Genomic DNA, 17,158 nt, shown 5'->3' with positions numbered 1-17,158 from the left:
CCCTCGAGGCGAGTTCCGCACAAGTGGAGCGGCCGTAGGCCAATAAGAACATGGGCCGCGCAGCGGCCTTTCCGGTACGAAACGCGGAGGACCTGTCTGAGCAGCGAGGGTGGGCACCGAAGGCTCTGCGCCGCCACGTCCCAGCCCGCCGCCGCGACATCAGCCGCTGAGTGAACCAATGCCTTCGGCGTCCCCGGACTTCCGCGATGAACCATTTTCGTTGCGCAGTACGAGCCGGGCCATGGGGGGCGTGGGAGCCCCCGTGATCGCCGTCACGACCACGTGAACTTTACGTCCATTTTAGGTGTTCACGGGGATCATGCGTGCTATAAAGTTGGCCGCCCCGGCGGATCCGGTGCTACTTACGGATCGAACGTTTCGGTCGTAAGTATAGAATTATTCTGAAATTTCGGCCTCGGAGGCCAATTTCAGGAACAGATCCCGCAACGTGGGGTCGGAGAGTGACGCCGCGGCAGCGCGCAGATGGCGGGCGGCCGAGGCGGAAAGCGGTTTATGTCGGTCGGGAATGACTTCCTCGACCGGTAGGGGGGCCACTTTCACGGCAACCGAACTGGCTTTCGCGCCGAGGGCGCGGGCGGCCTCGAGGATCTGCGTCTGGTAAAGGCGCACCCGCGATGCCCAGGCCGAGGAGGGCGCAAGGAAGACGAGCCGGCCGTCGCGCAGGTCCGCAAAGCGGACGTTGTCGCGCAGCGGTTGCGGCAGCGTCGCGCGCAGTTGGCGGTCCAACGTGTCGAGTTCGCGGGCTCGTTTGGCCAGCGACGCGACAGGTCCGAACTCCGAGATGGACTTCAGTCCATGGGTGGAGCGGCGGGACGGTTGGTACGGCGGTGGCATGGACCGGCTTCAACTATTCGATGTGGAACGTATGCAGATCATACTCGTGTCTCGTGGCCAGAAAGGGCCGAAAACGCTGGATCTCACCTGCCGGCGCCTGCGCTGCAAGGTGACGGCGATGGCCCTGGCCGGCTTTATCGGCATTGCCGGTGTCGGCGCCGCGGTGGCTCTAGCGGTCGCCAGTCCGAAAGATCGCGCACTGGGCGACCTCGGCGGCCTGCAGGCCCAGGTAGGGGGCCAGGATGCGCAGGTCGCCCAGATCAAGCGCGACGCCCAACGCGACCTCGACGCCCTCGCCGTCAAGCTCGGCCAGCTCCAGGCCCAGTCGGTCCGGCTCAATGCCCTCGGCGAGCGTCTGACCCAGGTCGGCAAGCTGGATGACGGCGAATTCAATTTCGACGAGGAGCCCGGCCAGGGTGGTCTCGAAGTGACCAATCCAGCCGATGCCGGCGCGTACGCGCTTCCCGAGTCCCTGGGCAAGAGCATCGACCAGCTGTCCGGCCAGTTCGATGCCCAGCAGGCCCAGCTCGAGGCCCTGCGTGACATGCTGATGGACCGCAGCATCGAATCCAGCCTCCGGCCCACCGGTATGCCGGTCAATGGCTACATTTCCTCCTATTTCGGCGGTCGCCCGGATCCGTTCAGCGGGCACAGCGCGCGCCATACGGGCATCGATATCGCCACCCCCACGGGTACGCCCGTCACGGCGGTGGCTGAAGGCATGGTCACTTTCGCGGGTCAGCGCAGCGGCTACGGCGATGTCGTCGAAATCGACCACGGCAATGGGTACATGACCCGTTACGCGCACAACAGCGCCCTTGTCGCGCACCCTGGTCAGCGCGTTCGGGTGGGCGACGTCATCGCCAAGGCCGGATCCACCGGCCGCTCGACCGGCTCGCACGTCCATTTCGAGGTCTGGTACCACGACCGCGTCGTGAATCCGCTGGCCTTCGTGAAGAGCCACCGCTGATCGGGCTTGAATCCGGAACCCTCAGCCGCCACCCCGAGGAAAGCCGGGGACGCCCGTAGTATGATCGTCCCTTCGTGCCGGTCGGCTTTGCGCTTTCCGGCAGCCCTTTTCGTTTCAGATCCGGATGATCGATGTTCAATCGTGCACTGACGAGTATTTTCGGCAGCCGTAACGAGCGGGTGCTGCGTGACCTCTCCAAGACGGTCAAGCGCATCAACGCCCTCGAGCCGGAATTCGAAAAGCTTTCCGACGACGCGCTGCGCGGCAAGACCGACGACTTCCGTCAGCGTCTCGCCGCTGGCGAGACCCTCGACGCCCTGCTGCCCGAAGCCTTCGCGGTCACTCGCGAGGCCGCCAAGCGCGTGCTCGGCATGCGCCACTACGATGTCCAGCTCATCGGTGGCATGGTGCTGCACGGCGGTCGTATCGCCGAAATGCGTACGGGTGAGGGCAAGACCCTCGTCGGTACGCTGCCGGTGTATCTCAACGCGCTCGAAGGCAAGGGCGTTCACGTGGTTACCGTGAACGACTACCTGGCTCGCCGCGACTCGGCGCAGATGGGACGCCTATACAACTTCCTCGGCCTGACGGTCGGTGTGGTGTACCCGGGCATGGACCACGCCGACAAGCGCAGCGCCTACCAGGCGGACATCACCTACGGCACGAACAACGAGTTCGGCTTCGACTACCTTCGCGACAACATGGCGCTCAGCAAGGAGCAGCGCAACCAGCGCGGCCTGCACTACGCCATCGTCGACGAGGTCGACTCGATTCTTATCGACGAAGCCCGTACGCCGCTGATCATCTCCGGCCCCGCCGAGGATTCCCCGCAGCTTTACATCGCGGTGAACAAGATCGTGCCGGGCTTGACCCGTCAGGAAAAGGAAGACACCGGCGGCGACTACTTCGTCGACGAGAAGGGCAAGCAGGTGCACATGTCCGAAGAGGGCATGGAGCACGCGGAGCAGCTGCTGCGCGAGGCGGGTGTCATCGAGCCGGACAGCGGTCTTTACGACTCGAAGAACCTGGCCGTCGTCCATCACATGAACGCGGCGCTGCGCGCGAACGCGATCTACCAGCGCGATGTCGATTACATCGTCCGCGACGGCGAAGTCATCATCGTCGACGAGTTCACCGGCCGTACGCTGGCGGGTCGTCGTTGGTCCGACGGCCTGCACCAGGCGGTCGAAGCGAAGGAAGGCGTGCCGATCCAGCGCGAGAACCAGACGCTCGCCACGGTGACGTTCCAGAACCTTTTCCGCATGTACAAGAAGCTGGCCGGCATGACCGGCACGGCCGACACGGAAGCCTACGAGTTCCAGACCGTCTACGGCCTGGAAGTGGTGGTCATCCCGACGCACAAGCCGATGATCCGCGTGGACAACCCGGACTCGGTGTTCCTCGGCCCCGACGCCAAGTACAAGGCGGTCATCGACGACATCAAGGCGTGCTTCCAGCGGGGCCAGCCGGTGCTCGTCGGCACCGCGTCCATCGACGTCTCGGAACTCGTCTCGGGCCTGCTGAAGAAAGAGAAGATTCCCCACGAGGTGCTCAACGCCAAGCAGCATGAGCGCGAAGCGCACATCGTTGCCCAGGCCGGCGCGCCGGGCTCGGTGACGATCGCCACCAACATGGCGGGTCGCGGTACCGACATCGTGCTCGGTGGCAGCCTCGAAGCCTTGCTGGCGACGTTGCCCGAAACGGCAACCGATGCCGATCGCCAGAAGACGCGCGAGGAATGGAAGAAGCGCCACGAGCAGGTACTCGCCTCGGGCGGCCTGCATATCGTCGGCACCGAACGCCACGAATCGCGTCGCATCGACAACCAGCTGCGCGGCCGTTCGGGCCGTCAGGGCGACCCGGGTTCCTCGCGCTTCTACCTGTCGCTGCAGGACAACCTGATGCGCATCTTCGGTGGCGAGCGTATCGGCCGCTGGATGCAGATGTTCGGCATGAAGGAAGACGAAGCGCTCGAGGATCGCCTGATCACGCGCCAGATCGAAAAGGTCCAGCGCAAGGTCGAGCAGCACAACTTCGACATCCGCAAGAACCTCCTCGAGTTCGACGACGTCGCCAACGACCAGCGCAAGGTGATCTACGCCCAGCGCGACGAGCTGCTCGAGATCGACGACATTTCCGACATGATCGTCGACATCCGCCAGGATGTCGTGGTGGCGCTCGTCCGCAAGTACGTGCCCGCCGACAGCATCGACGACCAGTGGGATATCGCCGGTCTCGACCGCGAGCTGGCCAGTGAGCTCAATCTGCGTATCGACCTGCCGCACTGGGTCGAAAGCCAGAAGGACGTCGATGCCGAAGCCATCCTCGAGCACGTGCGTGCGGCCGTGGACGCGCTGTTCGCCGAGAAGGAAGTCCAGGTCGGCGCCGACACCATGCGCTCGCTCGAAAAGCACGTGATGCTCTCGGTGGTCGACAACGCCTGGAAGGAGCACCTGGCAAGCATGGATTACCTGCGTCAGGGCATCTACCTGCGCGGCTATGCACAGAAGCAGCCGAAGCAGGAGTTCAAGCGTGAGTCCTTCGAGCTGTTCTCGGAGATGCTCGACCGCATCAAGAGTGAAGTGGTGCAGATGCTTGCGCGTATCCGCATTCGCAGCGAAGACGAAGTCGCCGCCATGGAGGCCGAGCAGCAGCGTGCCGCCGAGGCACAGCGCTTGCAGTTCCAGCATGCCGATGCCCAGCAGATGGGTGTGGGCGGCGACAATGCCGTGGCCGAACCGGCGATCGCACCGGTGTTGAACGACGGCCCCAAGGTCGGTCGCAACGATCCCTGCCCCTGCGGATCCGGCAAGAAGTACAAGCACTGCCACGGTCAGTTGAGCTGATAACGAAAAACCCGCCGAAAGGCGGGTTTTTTCTGCGCAGGGGTTTCCTGATTCCACTGTACTAGTCGCCGCCGCCTTTGGGCTTCTGGCGATAGGGTTCGGCGTCGACGGTGACGTACTCCGGCTCCGGCGTATCCAGGCGCAGCGCGGTGAGCTGGCCGCCCCATACGCAACCGGTGTCGATCGCGTACACACCCAGGCCGGCGAAGCGACCCAGCGCAGACCAATGACCGCACACGATCTTCGTTTCGCGGCGCCGCATACCCGGCACTTCGAACCACGGATACATGCCGGGCTTCTGCGTGCCAGGCGTGCCCTTGCCTTCGAAGTCGATGCGGCCGTTGATGTCGCAATAACGCATCCGCGTAAGCGTGTTGATCGTGGCGCGATGACGCTCGACGCCCTGCAGCCGGTTGTTCCAGCCTGGCGGCCGGTTGCCGAAGAGATTCTTGAGCAAACGCTGGTGCCGCGGGCCACCGAGTTCGCGCTCCACCTCCAGCGCCGCACGCTGTGCCTGGCGCAACGTCCAGCTCGGCGCGAGGCCGGCGTGGATCATCGTCCATCCGAGCGCTTCGTCGTGGTGCAGCAGCTTCTGCATGCGCATCCATTCCAGGAGCACCGGTGCGTCGTCGGCGAAGAGCACCTCGCGCAGTTCCGGATTCACGCGCTGCTGCGCGTCTTCGCGGCGCTGGCCGATCGCCAGCAGCGAGAGGTCGTGGTTGCCGAGCGTGATGATGCTCTGCTCACGCAACGAATGAATCAGGCGCAGCGTGGCGAGCGACTCGCCGCCACGGTTGACCAGGTCGCCGCAGAACCACAGGCGGTCGTTCGCCGGGTCGAAGCGAATCTTTTCCAGCAGGCGCTGGAGTTCGGGGTAGCAGCCCTGGACGTCGCCGATTGCGTAGACGGCCATCAGTCCTGCTGCTCCATGGCGCCGTTGCCGGCGTGCACGCTATCCATGAGTCGATCCTAGTGGAGCGTGCGAGGTATCGAAAGCACGAAAGTCGGAATGGGGGCATCGAACTGCGTGCCGTCATCGGCGATCATGCTGTAACTGCCTTCCATGGTGCCCACCGCGGTCTCGAGAACGGCGCCGGAGGTGTACTCGAACGATTCGCCCGGGCGCATCCACGGCTGCTCGCCGACTACGCCGTCGCCACGTACTTCCTCGACCTTGCCGTTCGCATCCTTGATGACCCAGTGGCGGGTCATCAGCTGCGCACCCGTCGCACCCGCATTGCGCAACGTGATGGTATAGGCAAAGACGTAGCGGTTGTCGGTTGGCTGCGACTGGTCGGGGACGAAGCGGGATTCGACCTCCACGTCGATCGTGTAGGGTGTTTTGGAGTTCATGGACCGATTGTCGGGGACGGGGACAGGGCGGGCAAGTATGCCCGCAAGGACCTTCACATCGCGTTGGCGAGCTTCACGAAGTCGCCGGGGGGAAGGGTCTCGGCCCGGGCGCGCGGATCGATGCCGAGATCGCGGATGGTCGTTTCGTCCACGAGCCCTTTCAGCGTGTTGGAGAGGGTCTTGCGGCGCATGGCGAAGGCGGCCTTCACGACCTTGTAGATCTTGACCGGGTCCGCCGTGGGCAGCTGATCGGCGGGTAGCGGCACGAGGCGGACGACAGCGGAATCCACCTTGGGCGGCGGGCGGAAGGCGCCCGGCGGGACCGTGAACAATGGCGTGACCTTGCAGGCGAGCTGCAGCATCACGCTGAGCCGGCCATAGACCTTGCTGCCGGGCTCGGCCGCCATGCGGTCGACCACTTCCTTTTGCAGCATGAAGTGCATGTCCTGGATCGCTGCGGCGTGCTCCACGCAATGAAACAGGATGGGACTGGAAATGTAGTAGGGCAGGTTGCCGGCGATGCGCAGGCGCTCGGCGCCAAGCTCGCGGGCAAGCGCCGTGAAGTCCACCTTGAGGACATCCGAATGCACGATGCGCAGCTCGCCGATGGCGGTGGCGCGCTCCTGCAGGCCGGGTATCAGATCGGTGTCCAGCTCGATCGCCGTCATCCGTCTGGCCACGGCCAGCAGGGGCATCGTCATCGCGCCCTCGCCGGGACCGATCTCGACCACGGTGTCGCCGTCTTTCGGGGCGATGGAGGAGACGATGCGATCGATGTAGCGCTTGTCATGCAGGAAGTGCTGACCGAAGCTTTTCTTGGGGCGTGCGTTCATACGGCGGCCCGATGGTTGGCGAAGTCGATGGCAAGCCGTGTCGCGGCGAACAGGCTGGCCGGATCCGCGCGGCCGGTGCCGGCCAGATCCAGCGCCGTTCCGTGGTCGACGGACGTGCGGATGAAGGGCAGGCCGAGCGTCACGTTGACCGTGCTGTCGAACGCTTCGCTCTTCAGGACGGGCAGCGCCTGGTCGTGATACATCGCGAGGACGGCATCGTAGTGTGGGCGCATGGCCGGCACGAAGGCGGTGTCGGCCGGGAGCGGCCCCAGCAGAGCCATCCCCTCGCCGCGCAGGCGCTCCATCAGGGGGATGATCGTTTCGATCTCCTCCCGGCCCATGTGACCGCCTTCCCCCGCGTGCGGGTTGAGGCCGAGCACGGCCACGCGCGGGCGAGCCAGGCCATAAAGCGAAGTCAGCGAACCGGTGACGATGCGCAGGACGCGTTCGAGCAGATCCGCGGTCACGGCCGAGGGCACCGCCGACAGCGGCAGGTGGGTGGTCGCCAGGGTCACGCGCAGAGCCGGGCTGGCCAGCATCATCACGACGTCGCGGCCGGCACGCTCGGCGAAGAACTCGGTGTGTCCGCTGAAGGGCACGCCGGCCTCGTTGATGCTGGATTTCTGTACGGGGCCGGTGACCACCGCGTCGAACCCGGCGTCGAGGCAGCCGTCGGCGGCCACCGTGAGCATGTCGAGCACGTGTCGCGCATTGGCGGGGCTCGGCTGGCCAGGGACTTCCCGCTCGCCGAGGGGCACGTGCCGCACGCGCACGTGCCCGGGCGCCCTGGCCGTGAGGCGGGAGCCGTCGTCGTCGCTGATGGTGAGGTCGATGCCGCAGATGGCGGCGGCCCGGCGGAGCAGGTCGCGATCGGTGATCGCGATGAGGTCGGCGGGCAGGTCGCTCGCGGCAAGGCGAGCGACCAGTTCGGGACCTACCCCGGCGGGCTCGCCGGCGGTAACGGCGAGCCGTGGCAGGGTGGTCGCGGTCATGGTGGCTTACTGGGCGGGCGTGGCCGAAGCCTGCTTGTCGTCCGGATCCTTGAGTTCCGGTACCAGGATGTTCACGTAGGCCGAGGAGCGCTGTTCGCGAAGGTAGCTCTCGTAGGCCGCGTCGGCCTTGCGGTTGCCGATGGCCTGACGGGCCTGGTCGCGCTGCAGCTGGTCGGTCAGGTCGCTCTGGCGCGAACCAAGGCGCTGCAGGACGATCCAGCCGGCATCCGTCTGGATCGGATGCGATACCTCGTTGTCCTTCAGGGTGGCGATCTGCGCACCGATGGCCTGGCCCCAGGCATCCGCGGCGAACCAACCCATGTCGCCGCCGTTGTTCGCGGTGGTGGTGTCCTTGGAGTCTTCCTTCGCGAGCTTGGCGAAGTCTTCCTTCTTGTCGACCACGCGGGTGTAGATGTCCTGCGCCTTCTTCTCCGCCTGTTCCGGCGTGACGATTTCCGACGGTTTGATCAGGATCTGACGGGCGTGGTATTCGGTGACGATCTGGCGGCCCGGCTGGCGGGTCTCGACCAGCTTGAGGATATGGAAGCCGGTCGGACCGCGCAGCGCGGCCGTGTTCTCGCCCGGCTTGAGGCCGGTGACCGCATCGGCGAATGCCGGCGGCACTTCATCGAGCCGGCGCCAGCCGAGGTCGCCGCCATCGAGGGCGTCGGGCGCGTCGGAGTAGCGGATGGCCGCGGCGTTGAAGTCCATGCCGCCCTTGATCGCCTTCAGCGTTTCTTCCGCCTTGGTCTGCGCGGCGGCGATATCGTTCGCGCTGCCGTTGGCCGGGGTGCTGATCTGGATGTGCGCCAGGTGCACTTCGCCGCCCTTGTAGGTCGGGCTGGCGAGCATGTTGTTGACCTCGGTATCGGTCACGTTGACCTGGTCGCGAACGACGCTCTCGTGCAGCTTCTGGGCGGTGATCTGGTCGGACAGCTGCTGACGGAAGCCGGCGTAGCTGTAGCCGTCCTGCTCGACCGCGGCGCGAAGCTGCTCGGGGCTCATCTTGTTCTGCTGGGCCACGTTGGCGGCGGCCTGGTCCACATCCTGGTCGGAGACCTTGATGTTCTGGTTGGCAGCCTGCTGGACCTGGATCTTCATCAGGATGAGGCGATCCAGCACCTGCCGCGCGAGCACATCGTGCGGCGGCAACTGGGCGGGATTCGCGGCGTACTGCTTGACGATGGCGTTGATCGCTTCGTCCAGCTCGCTCTGCAGGATGATGTCGTCCTCGACGACCGCGACGATGCGGTCGAGCGAACCGTTACCGGAAGCGCTCCCGCCCTTTGCCGGCTGGGCCGAAGGCATCAGCTGGGCATGGGCGGTGGGGACGGCCGTCGCCAGGGCGGCGGCCAGCAGGGAATACGCAAGAATCTGCTTCATCGAATAGGGAGCCCGGGGCACCTGCCCCTCTTTATTGATAGCCAAGGATAGCACGCCGCAGATAGCTACCCGTCTCGGGGTTCACGGAGCCCAGGCCCTTGAATTCCATCTCGAACATGATCGCGTTGGCGGTCTGCCGGGTGTAGTCGCGGACGAAGTGGCGGCCGAGTACGCGGAAGGCGACGCAGCAGCTGTCGTACTCGAAACCCACCGCGGCATCCAGCGTGCGATGCGAGTAAGTGAACGTGTTGAAGGGCCCGATGCCGCCGGGCGTGTAGACGGGCAGGACGTCGCGGCGGGCGAAGACCCATCGCGCCAGTGCGCGCCAGCGCTCGGACACAGGAAAGACCACGGAGGTGTCGAATTGTTCCATCACGTTCCGCCGATAGCGGTACGAGAAGTTGATGATGCCGTCGCCCTTGATACGGCGCTGCACCTGGACCGTGGCCAGATCGGTGTCGTGCCCCTGCTGGAACGACTGCGCGTCCCCGTTGAGGTAGGGGCTGGGCTTCTTGTTCGGATCCCACTGGTAGGACGTGTTCATCCGCCAGTTGTCGTTGAACTGCATGCCGACCTGCGCGATGTAGTCCGAGCCGGCGAAATTGGTCGGTGCGACGAAGGGAGACTGCACCTTCTGGTCGCTGAAGTAGCGGATCTGGCCCACGCTGGCCGAGAACCGTTCCACGCCGTGGTCGTCGAGCAGGCGTGTGGTCAGGGCGGCCGTCAGGTTGTTGGCGTCCATCTGACGATCGGCGCCGGAGAACCGGTTGTTGCTGAACAACTGCCAGAAGTCGAACGACATTTCGCTCGTATCGAACAGGGGCAGGTTGTTCTGGTTGCGGTAGGGCACATACAGGTAATACAGGCGCGGCTCGAGCGTCTGCGTGTAGTTGGTGCCGAACAGGTTCGTCTGCTTGTCGAAGATCAGGCCGGCGTCGACGTTGGCGATCGGCAGCGAGCGCGACGGATCGCGCTGCGTGTAGTTGTAGTGCTGGTAGTCGGTGTCGAGGCGGTAATCGGTATAGCGATACTCGATGCGCGGACGGATGAACCACGCGGCGCCCTGGAAGTCGGCCGCGAGGAACGGCGCGAGATCCAGGCGGGTACCGTCGACCTGGCCGGGAAACCCCGGACTCACCGGCGCGGGATCTTCCTTGCGGAAGTTCACGATTTCGCTGTCGATGCCGCCGTCGAGCCAGCTGAGCACCGGCGCGTTGAAGTTGAACGTGCCGCGCGGCCAGCGGCGGTACGGCGCCACGTAGTTCGGCAGGCCGGCGTCGACGTTCTGGTAGTCGTCCGCGCCCAGGCTGGCGGTCCAGTACTTGCCGCCCTTGCTGACATAGGCGCTGGACGAAAGCAGGGTGACGCCGTTGGTGTAGATGTTGTTGCCGAAGTCGCGGAAGTACTGGTTGTCCGACGCGCGATTGATGTTGGCACCGAAGCCGAAGCCGTCGCCGAGGTTGGTCGAGTTGGCGATCTGCAGCAGCCAGCGCTGCTTGGAGCCGTCGCGGTCGCTGGTGTGGCTGATGTCCTGGTCTTCGCCCTTGTCGTGGGCCATGTAGTGCAGGTCGAAGCTGCCGTTCGAGCGCGGCGTCAGGTAACGGAACTCGCCACCGAGCATGATGCCGCGATCGGTGTAGATGCCCGGCTCCAGCGTGGCGTCGTAATTCGGCGCCAGGTTGAAGTAGTAGGGAATCGTGAAGTACGCGCCCGAGTAGCTGTTGGAGCCGAAGTTCGGGTAAAGGAAGCCGCTCTTCCGGCGGTCGTCCAGCGGGAAGCTGAAGTAGGGCAGGTAGACGAAGGGCACGCCCCTGTAGCGCATGGTGGCGCTGCGCGCTTCGCCGACGCCGGTATCCTTGTTCAGGTTCATCGTCTTCGCGCGGAACTCCCACATGCGGCTACCGACGTCGCAGGTGGAATACGTGGCCATGTTGAAGCGGCCGTGCTGCGGGTCCATGACCTTGGCGTGGTCGGCGACACCGTTGCCGCGCGACTGCAGCAGCTGGTAGGTGACGTGATCGGCGTCGGCCTGGTTGGGCGTGGTGGTGCCGGTCATGCGGTCGGCGGAAACCAGCATGCCCGCTTCCTGGTACCGCACGTTGCCCTTGGCGTCGTAGGCGGTGGAGGCCGAGTTGTAGGTGACGTCGTCGGCGCGCATGACCTGGTCGGCGCGCTCGAGACGAACGCCGCCGGTCAGGTGGTAGACGTCCGGCTCCGGGCTTTCGACCTTGACGCCGCTGGTGCCGTCGTCCAGGCCCGAATGCACGTCGGTCACCGCGGTCTCGCGCAGCGACGTGTCCTTGGTTATTGCCGGCTCGTAGAAGGAGAGCATGGCGTTCGGACGGCACATGTTGTAGTTCACCGGCCGGGCCGGGCAGAAGAACGAGCCCAGTTCACAGGTGGCGACGGGTGCGGCCTGGGTCGTGGTACCCGCCTGGGCGGGAGCTACCGGCGCCGGCGCCACCTGGGCGGCCTGGGCGGCACTGGACACGATGAAGGCGACGGCTGTCGCCAGCAGGCGGCGTTTAGGCAGGATGCTGTTGCGTGGCGTCACAGGCTCGGTCTTATTCGCTCGAAAGGCGGCCAAGTTAGCAGAATCGTCAGCCACATCGCACGATGGCAAGTCACCCATAGCTCTGGACCCCTAGAGAGCGCGCCGTCGATCGCCGCGCCTGCCGATTGAGCTTACACCGCCCGCTCAGCCCCGCGGGCGGCGTTCATGCTGCCAGAGCACCTCGCCATGGCCGCTTCGACGGGCCAGAACGCGTGCGACGACGAAGAGCAGGTCGGACAAACGATTCAGGTAGCGCTGGGCCTCGGGTCGCACCGTCTCCACGCGTCCGAGCGCGACGACGTCACGTTCGGCGCGCCGGCATATGGTCCGGGCGAGGTGGCAGGTCGCGGCCGCCATGCCGCCGCCGGGCAGGATGAAATCCTTCAGGGCGGGCAGGTCCGCGTTGAAGGCGTCGAGCACGGTCTCGAGGCGGTCGATGTCGCCGGGCTGGACCATGGCCATGCCGGGGATGCATAGCTCGCCGCCGAGGTCGAACAGCTCGTGCTGGATCTGCGCCAGCGCGTCGCGGATATCGTCGTCCACTCCGTCGGCGGCCATGGTCATGCCGATGGCGCTGTTGAGCTCGTCGACGGTGCCGTAGGCGGTGACGCGCAGGGAATCCTTGCCGGTGCGGCTGCCATCGCCGAGGCCGGTGCTGCCGTCGTCGCCGGTGCGTGTGTAGATCTTCGAGAGTCGATTGCCCATCGCGGCATTCTATCGCGGCCCATCTCGATGCTGGGGCCCGGCTGTGGCAGGGGGCCGCACCAGCGGCGCCTTCACGCCGCGGGGTTATCATCCGCGCATGACATCTTCCCAACCTATCCTTATCGTCGGCGGCGGCCTGGTGGGTGCCAGCCTGGCCATCGCGCTGGACAACGCAGGGGTGCCGGCCACCCTCGTCGAAGCGGCCGCCCCTCGGGTGGACGAGCAACCCAGCTACGACGAGCGCAACCTGGCGCTGGCCCGGGCCACGGTGAACGGCCTGACGGCGATCGGCGTCTGGGCGTTTGCGCAGGACAGGGCGACGCCGATCACGCACATCCATACGAGCCGCGCCGGCGATTTCGGCAGCGTGCGCATGGATGCGGCTGCCGAAGGGGTGGACGCGCTGGGCTGGACCTTGCCGGCACGCGAACTCGGTGCCGCGCTGTTGCGCCGCCTCGACAGCTGTCGCCTTCTCACCCGGCTCGCTCCCGCTCGGGTCGAAGGCATCGAAGCCCTGGAAGACGGCTGGTCGGTAACCGTCGTGTCCGCGGGCGAGACCCGCGTCATCGCCACGCCGCTCCTTGTCGGTGCCGACGGAACCCAGTCGGGCGTTCGCGCCCAGCTGGGTATCGGCACGCGCGAGTACGACTACGAACAGCGGCTCTTCGTCAGCACCATGACTCCCGAGCGCGACCCGCGCGGCCGCGCGTTCGAGCGTTTCACCGACGATGGCCCGGTCGCCGTGCTGCCGTTGGCCGATCGGCGCATCGGCATCGTGTTGACCGTTGCCGCCGCCGAAGCCGGTGCCGTGGCCGCCATGGACGACGCGGCCTTCGCGGCTTTCGCCCAGGAGCGCTTCGGCTGGCGCCTGGGCCGCTTGTCGCGTCCGGGCAAGCGTTCGCCGTATCCCATTCGCCGCGTCGCTGCGGACAGCCTCGTCGCGCAACGTGCGGTCCTGGTCGGCAATGCGGCGCAGACGGTTCATCCCATCGGCGCGCAAGGCTTCAACCTGGGATTGCGCGACGCCCTGACGCTGGCCGAGCTCGTCGCCGCGGCCAGCGATCCTGGCGCCCAGGCCTTGCTGGCGGCGTATGCCGCGCGGCGTGAGGACGATCGCGAGGGGACGATGGCCATGAGCCACGGCCTCGTGCGACTCGCCTGCCTCGACCAGCCCCTGCTTGGGCCGTTGCGCTCGCTGGCAATGCTGGCGCTCGATCGCGTGCCGCCCTTGCGCCACGCGCTGAGCCGCCGCGGCATGGGCTTTCGGCCGCATGCGCCACTGGCGGTGAGGGAGAAAACGCCGTGAGCGAGGCCTGGTCTAACGAGTCCTCCCGCCGTCGGGGCAGCCTGCTCGATGTCGCCGTCGTGGGCGGTGGCATGGTGGGCGCCGCCGCGGCCCTGGCCCTGGCCCGCGCCGGTTTTTCGGTGGCCCTGATCGACGCCCGGGAGCCGGCCGCCTGGGCGGCGTCGGACGAGGTGGACCTGCGCGTCGTCGGCCTGGCGCCCTCGTCGGTGGCGCTGCTCGACCAGCTCGGCGTCTGGGCGCGCATCCGCGAGGCGCGTGCCTCCGCCTATGAACGCATGCATGTATGGGACGCGGAGAATGGTGCTGCCATCCATTTCGACGCGGCCGACGAAGGGCGTGACGTGCTCGGTTACATCGTCGAGAACAACCTTGTCCAGGCGACCCTCTGGCACGCGCTCGACGACGCCGGGGTGCGCCGCATCGTTCCGGCCGAGGTGACGGCCTACGCCATGCGCGAAGACCGGGCCCAGCTGGATCTGGCGGACGGCCAGACGGTCACCGCGCGCCTGGTCGTGGCTGCCGATGGCGCCGAGTCACCCTTGAGGGCCATGGTCGGCATCGGTACCCATGGGCGCGACTACGCGCAGCGTGCCGTCGTCGCCCATGTCGAAACGACCGCCGCCCATCGACGCACGGCCTGGCAGCGTTTCCTGCCCAGCGGACCCCTTGCCTTCCTGCCGCTCGACGACGGGCGCAGTTCGATCGTCTGGTCGCTGCCCGACGCCGAAGCCAGGCGGGTGCTGGCGCTCGATGACGAGGCCTTCCGCCAGGCGCTCGGTGTTGCCAGCGATTTTCGTCTCGGTCCCATCCTTTCGGTCGGCAGGCGTGCCGCGTTTCCGCTTCGGCTGAAACTGGCCGAGCGTTACGAGGTCGGTCGCGTGGTCCTGCTCGGCGACGCCGCCCATGCCGTGCATCCCCTCGCGGGGCAGGGCGTCAACCTTGGCCTGCGCGATGTCGCCGAACTGCGCGACACCCTGGTGCAAGCGCGGGAGGCAGGTCGCGACTTCGCGGCGACCCATGTCCTCCGGCGATACGCGCGCCGCCGCCGCAGCGCCGACGGGCTGGATGCCTGGTCGTTCGACGCCCTTGCCCGGGTCTACGCCTGGCAATCGTCCCCCCTGGTCACCGCACGCGGCCTCGGGGTCCGCCTTCTCGATCGCCTCGGTCCGTTGAAGAGCCGGCTGGCGCGCCACGCCGCCGGTCTCTGAGGGGGCGCCGCACACGCTACCAAGGTCTCGCGGTCGGCCCTATGCTTGCCGCATTCAACCAGGGAGTCACGCCGATGCGCCGTTCGTCGCTTGTGTTTTGCTTGCTCGTGCTCGGTCATGTCGGGGCGGCCTCGGCCGCGATGGTCGCCAAGCCGGTCCAGTGGACCGATGCCGGGGTGACCTACAAGAGCTTCCTGGTCTACGACGATGCGGTTGCGACCAAGCGCCCCGGATTGGTGATGGTGCCCAACTGGTACGGCGTCAACGACATGGCACTGGCGAAAGCCAAGGACATTGCCGGCAAGGATTACGTGATCCTGCTGACCGACATGTACGGCGGCGACACGCGGCCGACCTCGGAAGCGGAGGCCGGTGCGGCGGTGAAGCCCCTCTACGCGGATCGCAAGATCATGCGGTCGCGCGTGTCGCGTGCGTTCGCCGAACTGAAGGCGCAGGAGAAGAATGCACCGATCGATCCCGCGCGCCTCGCCGCTATCGGCTTCTGCTTCGGCGGTTCCGCCGTGCTCGACCTGGCCCGCGCCGGCGCCGATGTCGCCGCCGTCGTCAGCTTCCACGGCCTGCTCGCCACGGACGATCCCAAGCTGGCTTCGAACATCCACGGCAAGGTGCTGGCGCTGAACGGGGCCGACGACACCAACGTTCCGCCCGAGCAGCGTGCCGCCTTCGAGGCGGAAATGCGCGATGCCAAGGTCGACTGGGCGTCCACCGACTTCGGTGGTGCGGTGCACTGCTTCACCGAGAAGGAAGCCACGACGAGCACGGGCAACTGCCGTTACGACGCCAAGGTGGCGAACCGCGCCTACGCAGCCATGCGCGCATGGCTGACGGAAGCCTTCGCAAGGAAGTGATCGACTCGTTCGGTCAGAATCGCCGCTCGACCGAATAATCGGCCAGGGCGGCCAGCGCATCGCGGAACGGCGATGCGCCGATTTCTTCCAGCGCCGCCCGTGCGGCCCGGGCATGGGAGACCGCGCGATCGTGGGTGCGTTCGAGCGCGCCCGAATCGCGGATCGCGGCCACGATGCGGTCGAGCGAGTCGAGTCCGCCGTGCTCGATCGCATGGCGCAGGGATTTCAGCTGCTCGGCATCGGCCGACTGCATCGCATAGATAAGGGGGAGGGTCGGCTTACCCTCGGCGAGGTCGTCGCCGATGTTCTTGCCGAGTGTCTCCGCGTCGGACACGTAGTCGAGCAGGTCGTCGGCGATCTGGAACGCGTAGCCCAGCTCCATGCCGTAGCGGCGCAGCGCGGCGATCTGGTTTTCCGGCAGGCCGCCCAGCACGCCGCCGAGCTCGGTGGCGGCGGCGAAGAGCACCGCGGTCTTCCTTTCGATCACCGCCAGGTAGGCGGCTTCGTCCACGTCGGCATTGCCGATATTGAGCAACTGCAACACCTCGCCCTCGGCGATGGTGTTCGTCGTATCGGCGAGGATCCGCATGATGCGCATGTCGTCCAGCTCCACCATCAGCTGGAACGAGCGCGAGTAGAGGAAGTCGCCGACGAGCACGCTGGCCGCATTGCCCCAGAGGGCATTCGCGGTCTTGCGCCCGCGACGCATGTCGGACTCGTCGACCACATCGTCGTGGAGCAGGGTGGACGTATGGATGAACTCGATGATCGCGGCCAGCTTCGCATGTTCCTGGCCACCGTAGCCCGCAGCGCGGGCCGCCAGGACGTGCAGCATCGGGCGCAGGCGCTTGCCGCCCCCGGCGATGATGTGGTCCGCGATGGCATTGATCAGCACGACGTCGGAGGACAGTCGGTGCCGGATCAGCGCGTCGACCTCCTTCATGTCGTCGGCCGCCAGGGCGCGGACGCCGGCAAAATCGAGGGAGGTGGTGCGATCGGCGATGGAATCCATGGACCAGGTTCGTGTGCGACAAATCGGCCCACAGTATAGGGTCTGCCATGGGGTTTCGCTGTCTACGGCCGGGCAAATCGGCCCGATTCCCTGTCCTGCCTCCTTATCGGCCTGTCGACGGACGCGTTCCGGCCATCGGACACCCGTGCCGGGAGGCTCTTCCGTCCATCGAGGCGCTCACCCGGACCTGTGCGGGAACTACCTGTCCGGCGGGTCGTCGAAGCCCCGCTGGCGAACAAGCCGGGTGATGGCGTGCGTTTCAGCCGACGCGT

At 66.4% G+C, this 17,158-nt stretch carries 14 protein-coding genes; 5 read left to right on the top strand and 9 right to left on the bottom strand.

The window, feature by feature from the left end; all coding sequences use genetic code 11:
- Positions 1 to 396 precede the first annotated feature (396 nt).
- Positions 397 to 855, bottom strand: coding sequence for a DUF721 domain-containing protein (locus VM621_RS12960; protein ID WP_325469384.1), 459 nt, complete (start codon positions 853 to 855; stop codon positions 397 to 399).
- A gap of 31 nt (positions 856 to 886) precedes the next feature.
- On the opposite strand from VM621_RS12960, the gene VM621_RS12955 reads away from it, so the two are divergent.
- Both VM621_RS12955 and secA read left to right on the top strand, forming a co-directional pair.
- Complete coding sequence (locus VM621_RS12955; protein WP_325469383.1) at positions 887 to 1,825, top strand: M23 family metallopeptidase; 939 nt, start codon at positions 887 to 889, stop codon at positions 1,823 to 1,825.
- 131 nt (positions 1,826 to 1,956) lie between these two features.
- Complete coding sequence (gene secA / locus VM621_RS12950; protein ID WP_325469382.1) at positions 1,957 to 4,671, top strand: preprotein translocase subunit SecA; 2,715 nt, start codon at positions 1,957 to 1,959, stop codon at positions 4,669 to 4,671.
- A 61-nt stretch (positions 4,672 to 4,732) separates the two neighbouring features.
- Here the strand turns inward: secA and VM621_RS12945 are convergent, their stop codons facing one another.
- The 7 genes from VM621_RS12945 to VM621_RS12915 form a co-directional block, all read right to left on the bottom strand.
- A complete protein-coding gene (locus VM621_RS12945) occupies positions 4,733 to 5,584 on the bottom strand; it encodes a symmetrical bis(5'-nucleosyl)-tetraphosphatase (RefSeq protein ID WP_325469381.1) in 852 nt (283 codons plus the stop codon).
- Between the two features lie 56 nt (positions 5,585 to 5,640).
- Positions 5,641 to 6,024: a Co2+/Mg2+ efflux protein ApaG gene (apaG, locus tag VM621_RS12940; RefSeq protein WP_325469380.1), complete on the bottom strand. Its 384-nt coding sequence runs from the start codon at positions 6,022 to 6,024 to the stop codon at positions 5,641 to 5,643.
- Positions 6,025 to 6,077: 53 nt separating this feature from the next.
- Entirely contained in the window at positions 6,078 to 6,857 is a 780-nt protein-coding gene (rsmA, locus tag VM621_RS12935; RefSeq protein ID WP_325469379.1) for a 16S rRNA (adenine(1518)-N(6)/adenine(1519)-N(6))-dimethyltransferase RsmA, read from the bottom strand.
- Positions 6,854 to 7,849 carry a 4-hydroxythreonine-4-phosphate dehydrogenase PdxA gene (gene pdxA, locus VM621_RS12930; protein ID WP_325469378.1) on the bottom strand — a complete coding sequence of 332 codons (996 nt, stop codon included), beginning with the start codon at positions 7,847 to 7,849 and terminating at the stop codon, positions 6,854 to 6,856. The genes rsmA and pdxA overlap by 4 nt, the downstream gene beginning before the upstream one ends.
- A 6-nt stretch (positions 7,850 to 7,855) precedes the next feature.
- Positions 7,856 to 9,232 (bottom strand): peptidylprolyl isomerase, encoded by a 1,377-nt coding sequence (locus tag VM621_RS12925; RefSeq protein WP_325469377.1) that lies wholly within the window; start codon positions 9,230 to 9,232, stop codon positions 7,856 to 7,858.
- Positions 9,233 to 9,263: 31 nt separating this feature from the next.
- Positions 9,264 to 11,786 (bottom strand): LPS-assembly protein LptD, encoded by a 2,523-nt coding sequence (locus VM621_RS12920; protein ID WP_325469376.1) that lies wholly within the window; start codon positions 11,784 to 11,786, stop codon positions 9,264 to 9,266.
- Positions 11,787 to 11,930: 144 nt separating this feature from the next.
- The gene (locus VM621_RS12915; RefSeq protein WP_325469375.1) at positions 11,931 to 12,491 is read right to left on the bottom strand and encodes a cob(I)yrinic acid a,c-diamide adenosyltransferase; all 561 of its coding nucleotides are present in this window, start codon (positions 12,489 to 12,491) and stop codon (positions 11,931 to 11,933) included.
- 97 nt (positions 12,492 to 12,588) lie between these two features.
- Here VM621_RS12915 and ubiH point away from each other — a divergent pair, with 97 nt between their 5' ends.
- The 3 genes from ubiH (at position 12,589) to VM621_RS12900 (ending at position 15,874) form a co-directional block, all read left to right on the top strand.
- A complete protein-coding gene (gene ubiH / locus VM621_RS12910) occupies positions 12,589 to 13,797 on the top strand; it encodes a 2-octaprenyl-6-methoxyphenyl hydroxylase (RefSeq protein WP_325469374.1) in 1,209 nt (402 codons plus the stop codon).
- Positions 13,794 to 15,005: a UbiH/UbiF/VisC/COQ6 family ubiquinone biosynthesis hydroxylase gene (locus tag VM621_RS12905; protein WP_325469373.1), complete on the top strand. Its 1,212-nt coding sequence runs from the start codon at positions 13,794 to 13,796 to the stop codon at positions 15,003 to 15,005. The genes ubiH and VM621_RS12905 overlap by 4 nt, the downstream gene beginning before the upstream one ends.
- A gap of 74 nt (positions 15,006 to 15,079) precedes the next feature.
- Positions 15,080 to 15,874: a dienelactone hydrolase family protein gene (locus tag VM621_RS12900; protein WP_325469372.1), complete on the top strand. Its 795-nt coding sequence runs from the start codon at positions 15,080 to 15,082 to the stop codon at positions 15,872 to 15,874.
- A 13-nt stretch (positions 15,875 to 15,887) separates the two neighbouring features.
- Here the strand turns inward: VM621_RS12900 and VM621_RS12895 are convergent, their stop codons facing one another.
- Positions 15,888 to 16,886 carry a polyprenyl synthetase family protein gene (locus VM621_RS12895; RefSeq protein WP_325469371.1) on the bottom strand — a complete coding sequence of 333 codons (999 nt, stop codon included), beginning with the start codon at positions 16,884 to 16,886 and terminating at the stop codon, positions 15,888 to 15,890.
- Positions 16,887 to 17,158 lie beyond the last annotated feature (272 nt).

This window comes from Luteibacter sp., assembly GCF_035539195.1.
Classification (GTDB): Bacteria; Pseudomonadota; Gammaproteobacteria; order Xanthomonadales; family Rhodanobacteraceae; genus Luteibacter.
This window is presented reverse-complemented; position numbering and strand designations above follow the sequence as displayed.

Bases quoted from the DNA above. Each gene is read 5' to 3' on its own strand.
- VM621_RS12960 (WP_325469384.1), bottom strand. From the start codon at position 855: ATGCCACCGCCGTACCAACCGTCCCGCCGCTCCACCCATGGACTGAAG.
- VM621_RS12955 (WP_325469383.1), top strand. From the start codon at position 887: ATGCAGATCATACTCGTGTCTCGTGGCCAGAAAGGGCCGAAAACGCTG.
- secA (WP_325469382.1), top strand. From the start codon at position 1,957: ATGTTCAATCGTGCACTGACGAGTATTTTCGGCAGCCGTAACGAGCGG.
- VM621_RS12945 (WP_325469381.1), bottom strand. From the start codon at position 5,584: ATGGCCGTCTACGCAATCGGCGACGTCCAGGGCTGCTACCCCGAACTC.
- apaG (WP_325469380.1), bottom strand. From the start codon at position 6,024: ATGAACTCCAAAACACCCTACACGATCGACGTGGAGGTCGAATCCCGC.
- rsmA (WP_325469379.1), bottom strand. From the start codon at position 6,857: ATGAACGCACGCCCCAAGAAAAGCTTCGGTCAGCACTTCCTGCATGAC.
- pdxA (WP_325469378.1), bottom strand. From the start codon at position 7,849: ATGACCGCGACCACCCTGCCACGGCTCGCCGTTACCGCCGGCGAGCCC.
- VM621_RS12925 (WP_325469377.1), bottom strand. From the start codon at position 9,232: ATGAAGCAGATTCTTGCGTATTCCCTGCTGGCCGCCGCCCTGGCGACG.
- VM621_RS12915 (WP_325469375.1), bottom strand. From the start codon at position 12,491: ATGGGCAATCGACTCTCGAAGATCTACACACGCACCGGCGACGACGGC.
- ubiH (WP_325469374.1), top strand. From the start codon at position 12,589: ATGACATCTTCCCAACCTATCCTTATCGTCGGCGGCGGCCTGGTGGGT.
- VM621_RS12900 (WP_325469372.1), top strand. From the start codon at position 15,080: ATGCGCCGTTCGTCGCTTGTGTTTTGCTTGCTCGTGCTCGGTCATGTC.
- VM621_RS12895 (WP_325469371.1), bottom strand. From the start codon at position 16,886: ATGGATTCCATCGCCGATCGCACCACCTCCCTCGATTTTGCCGGCGTC.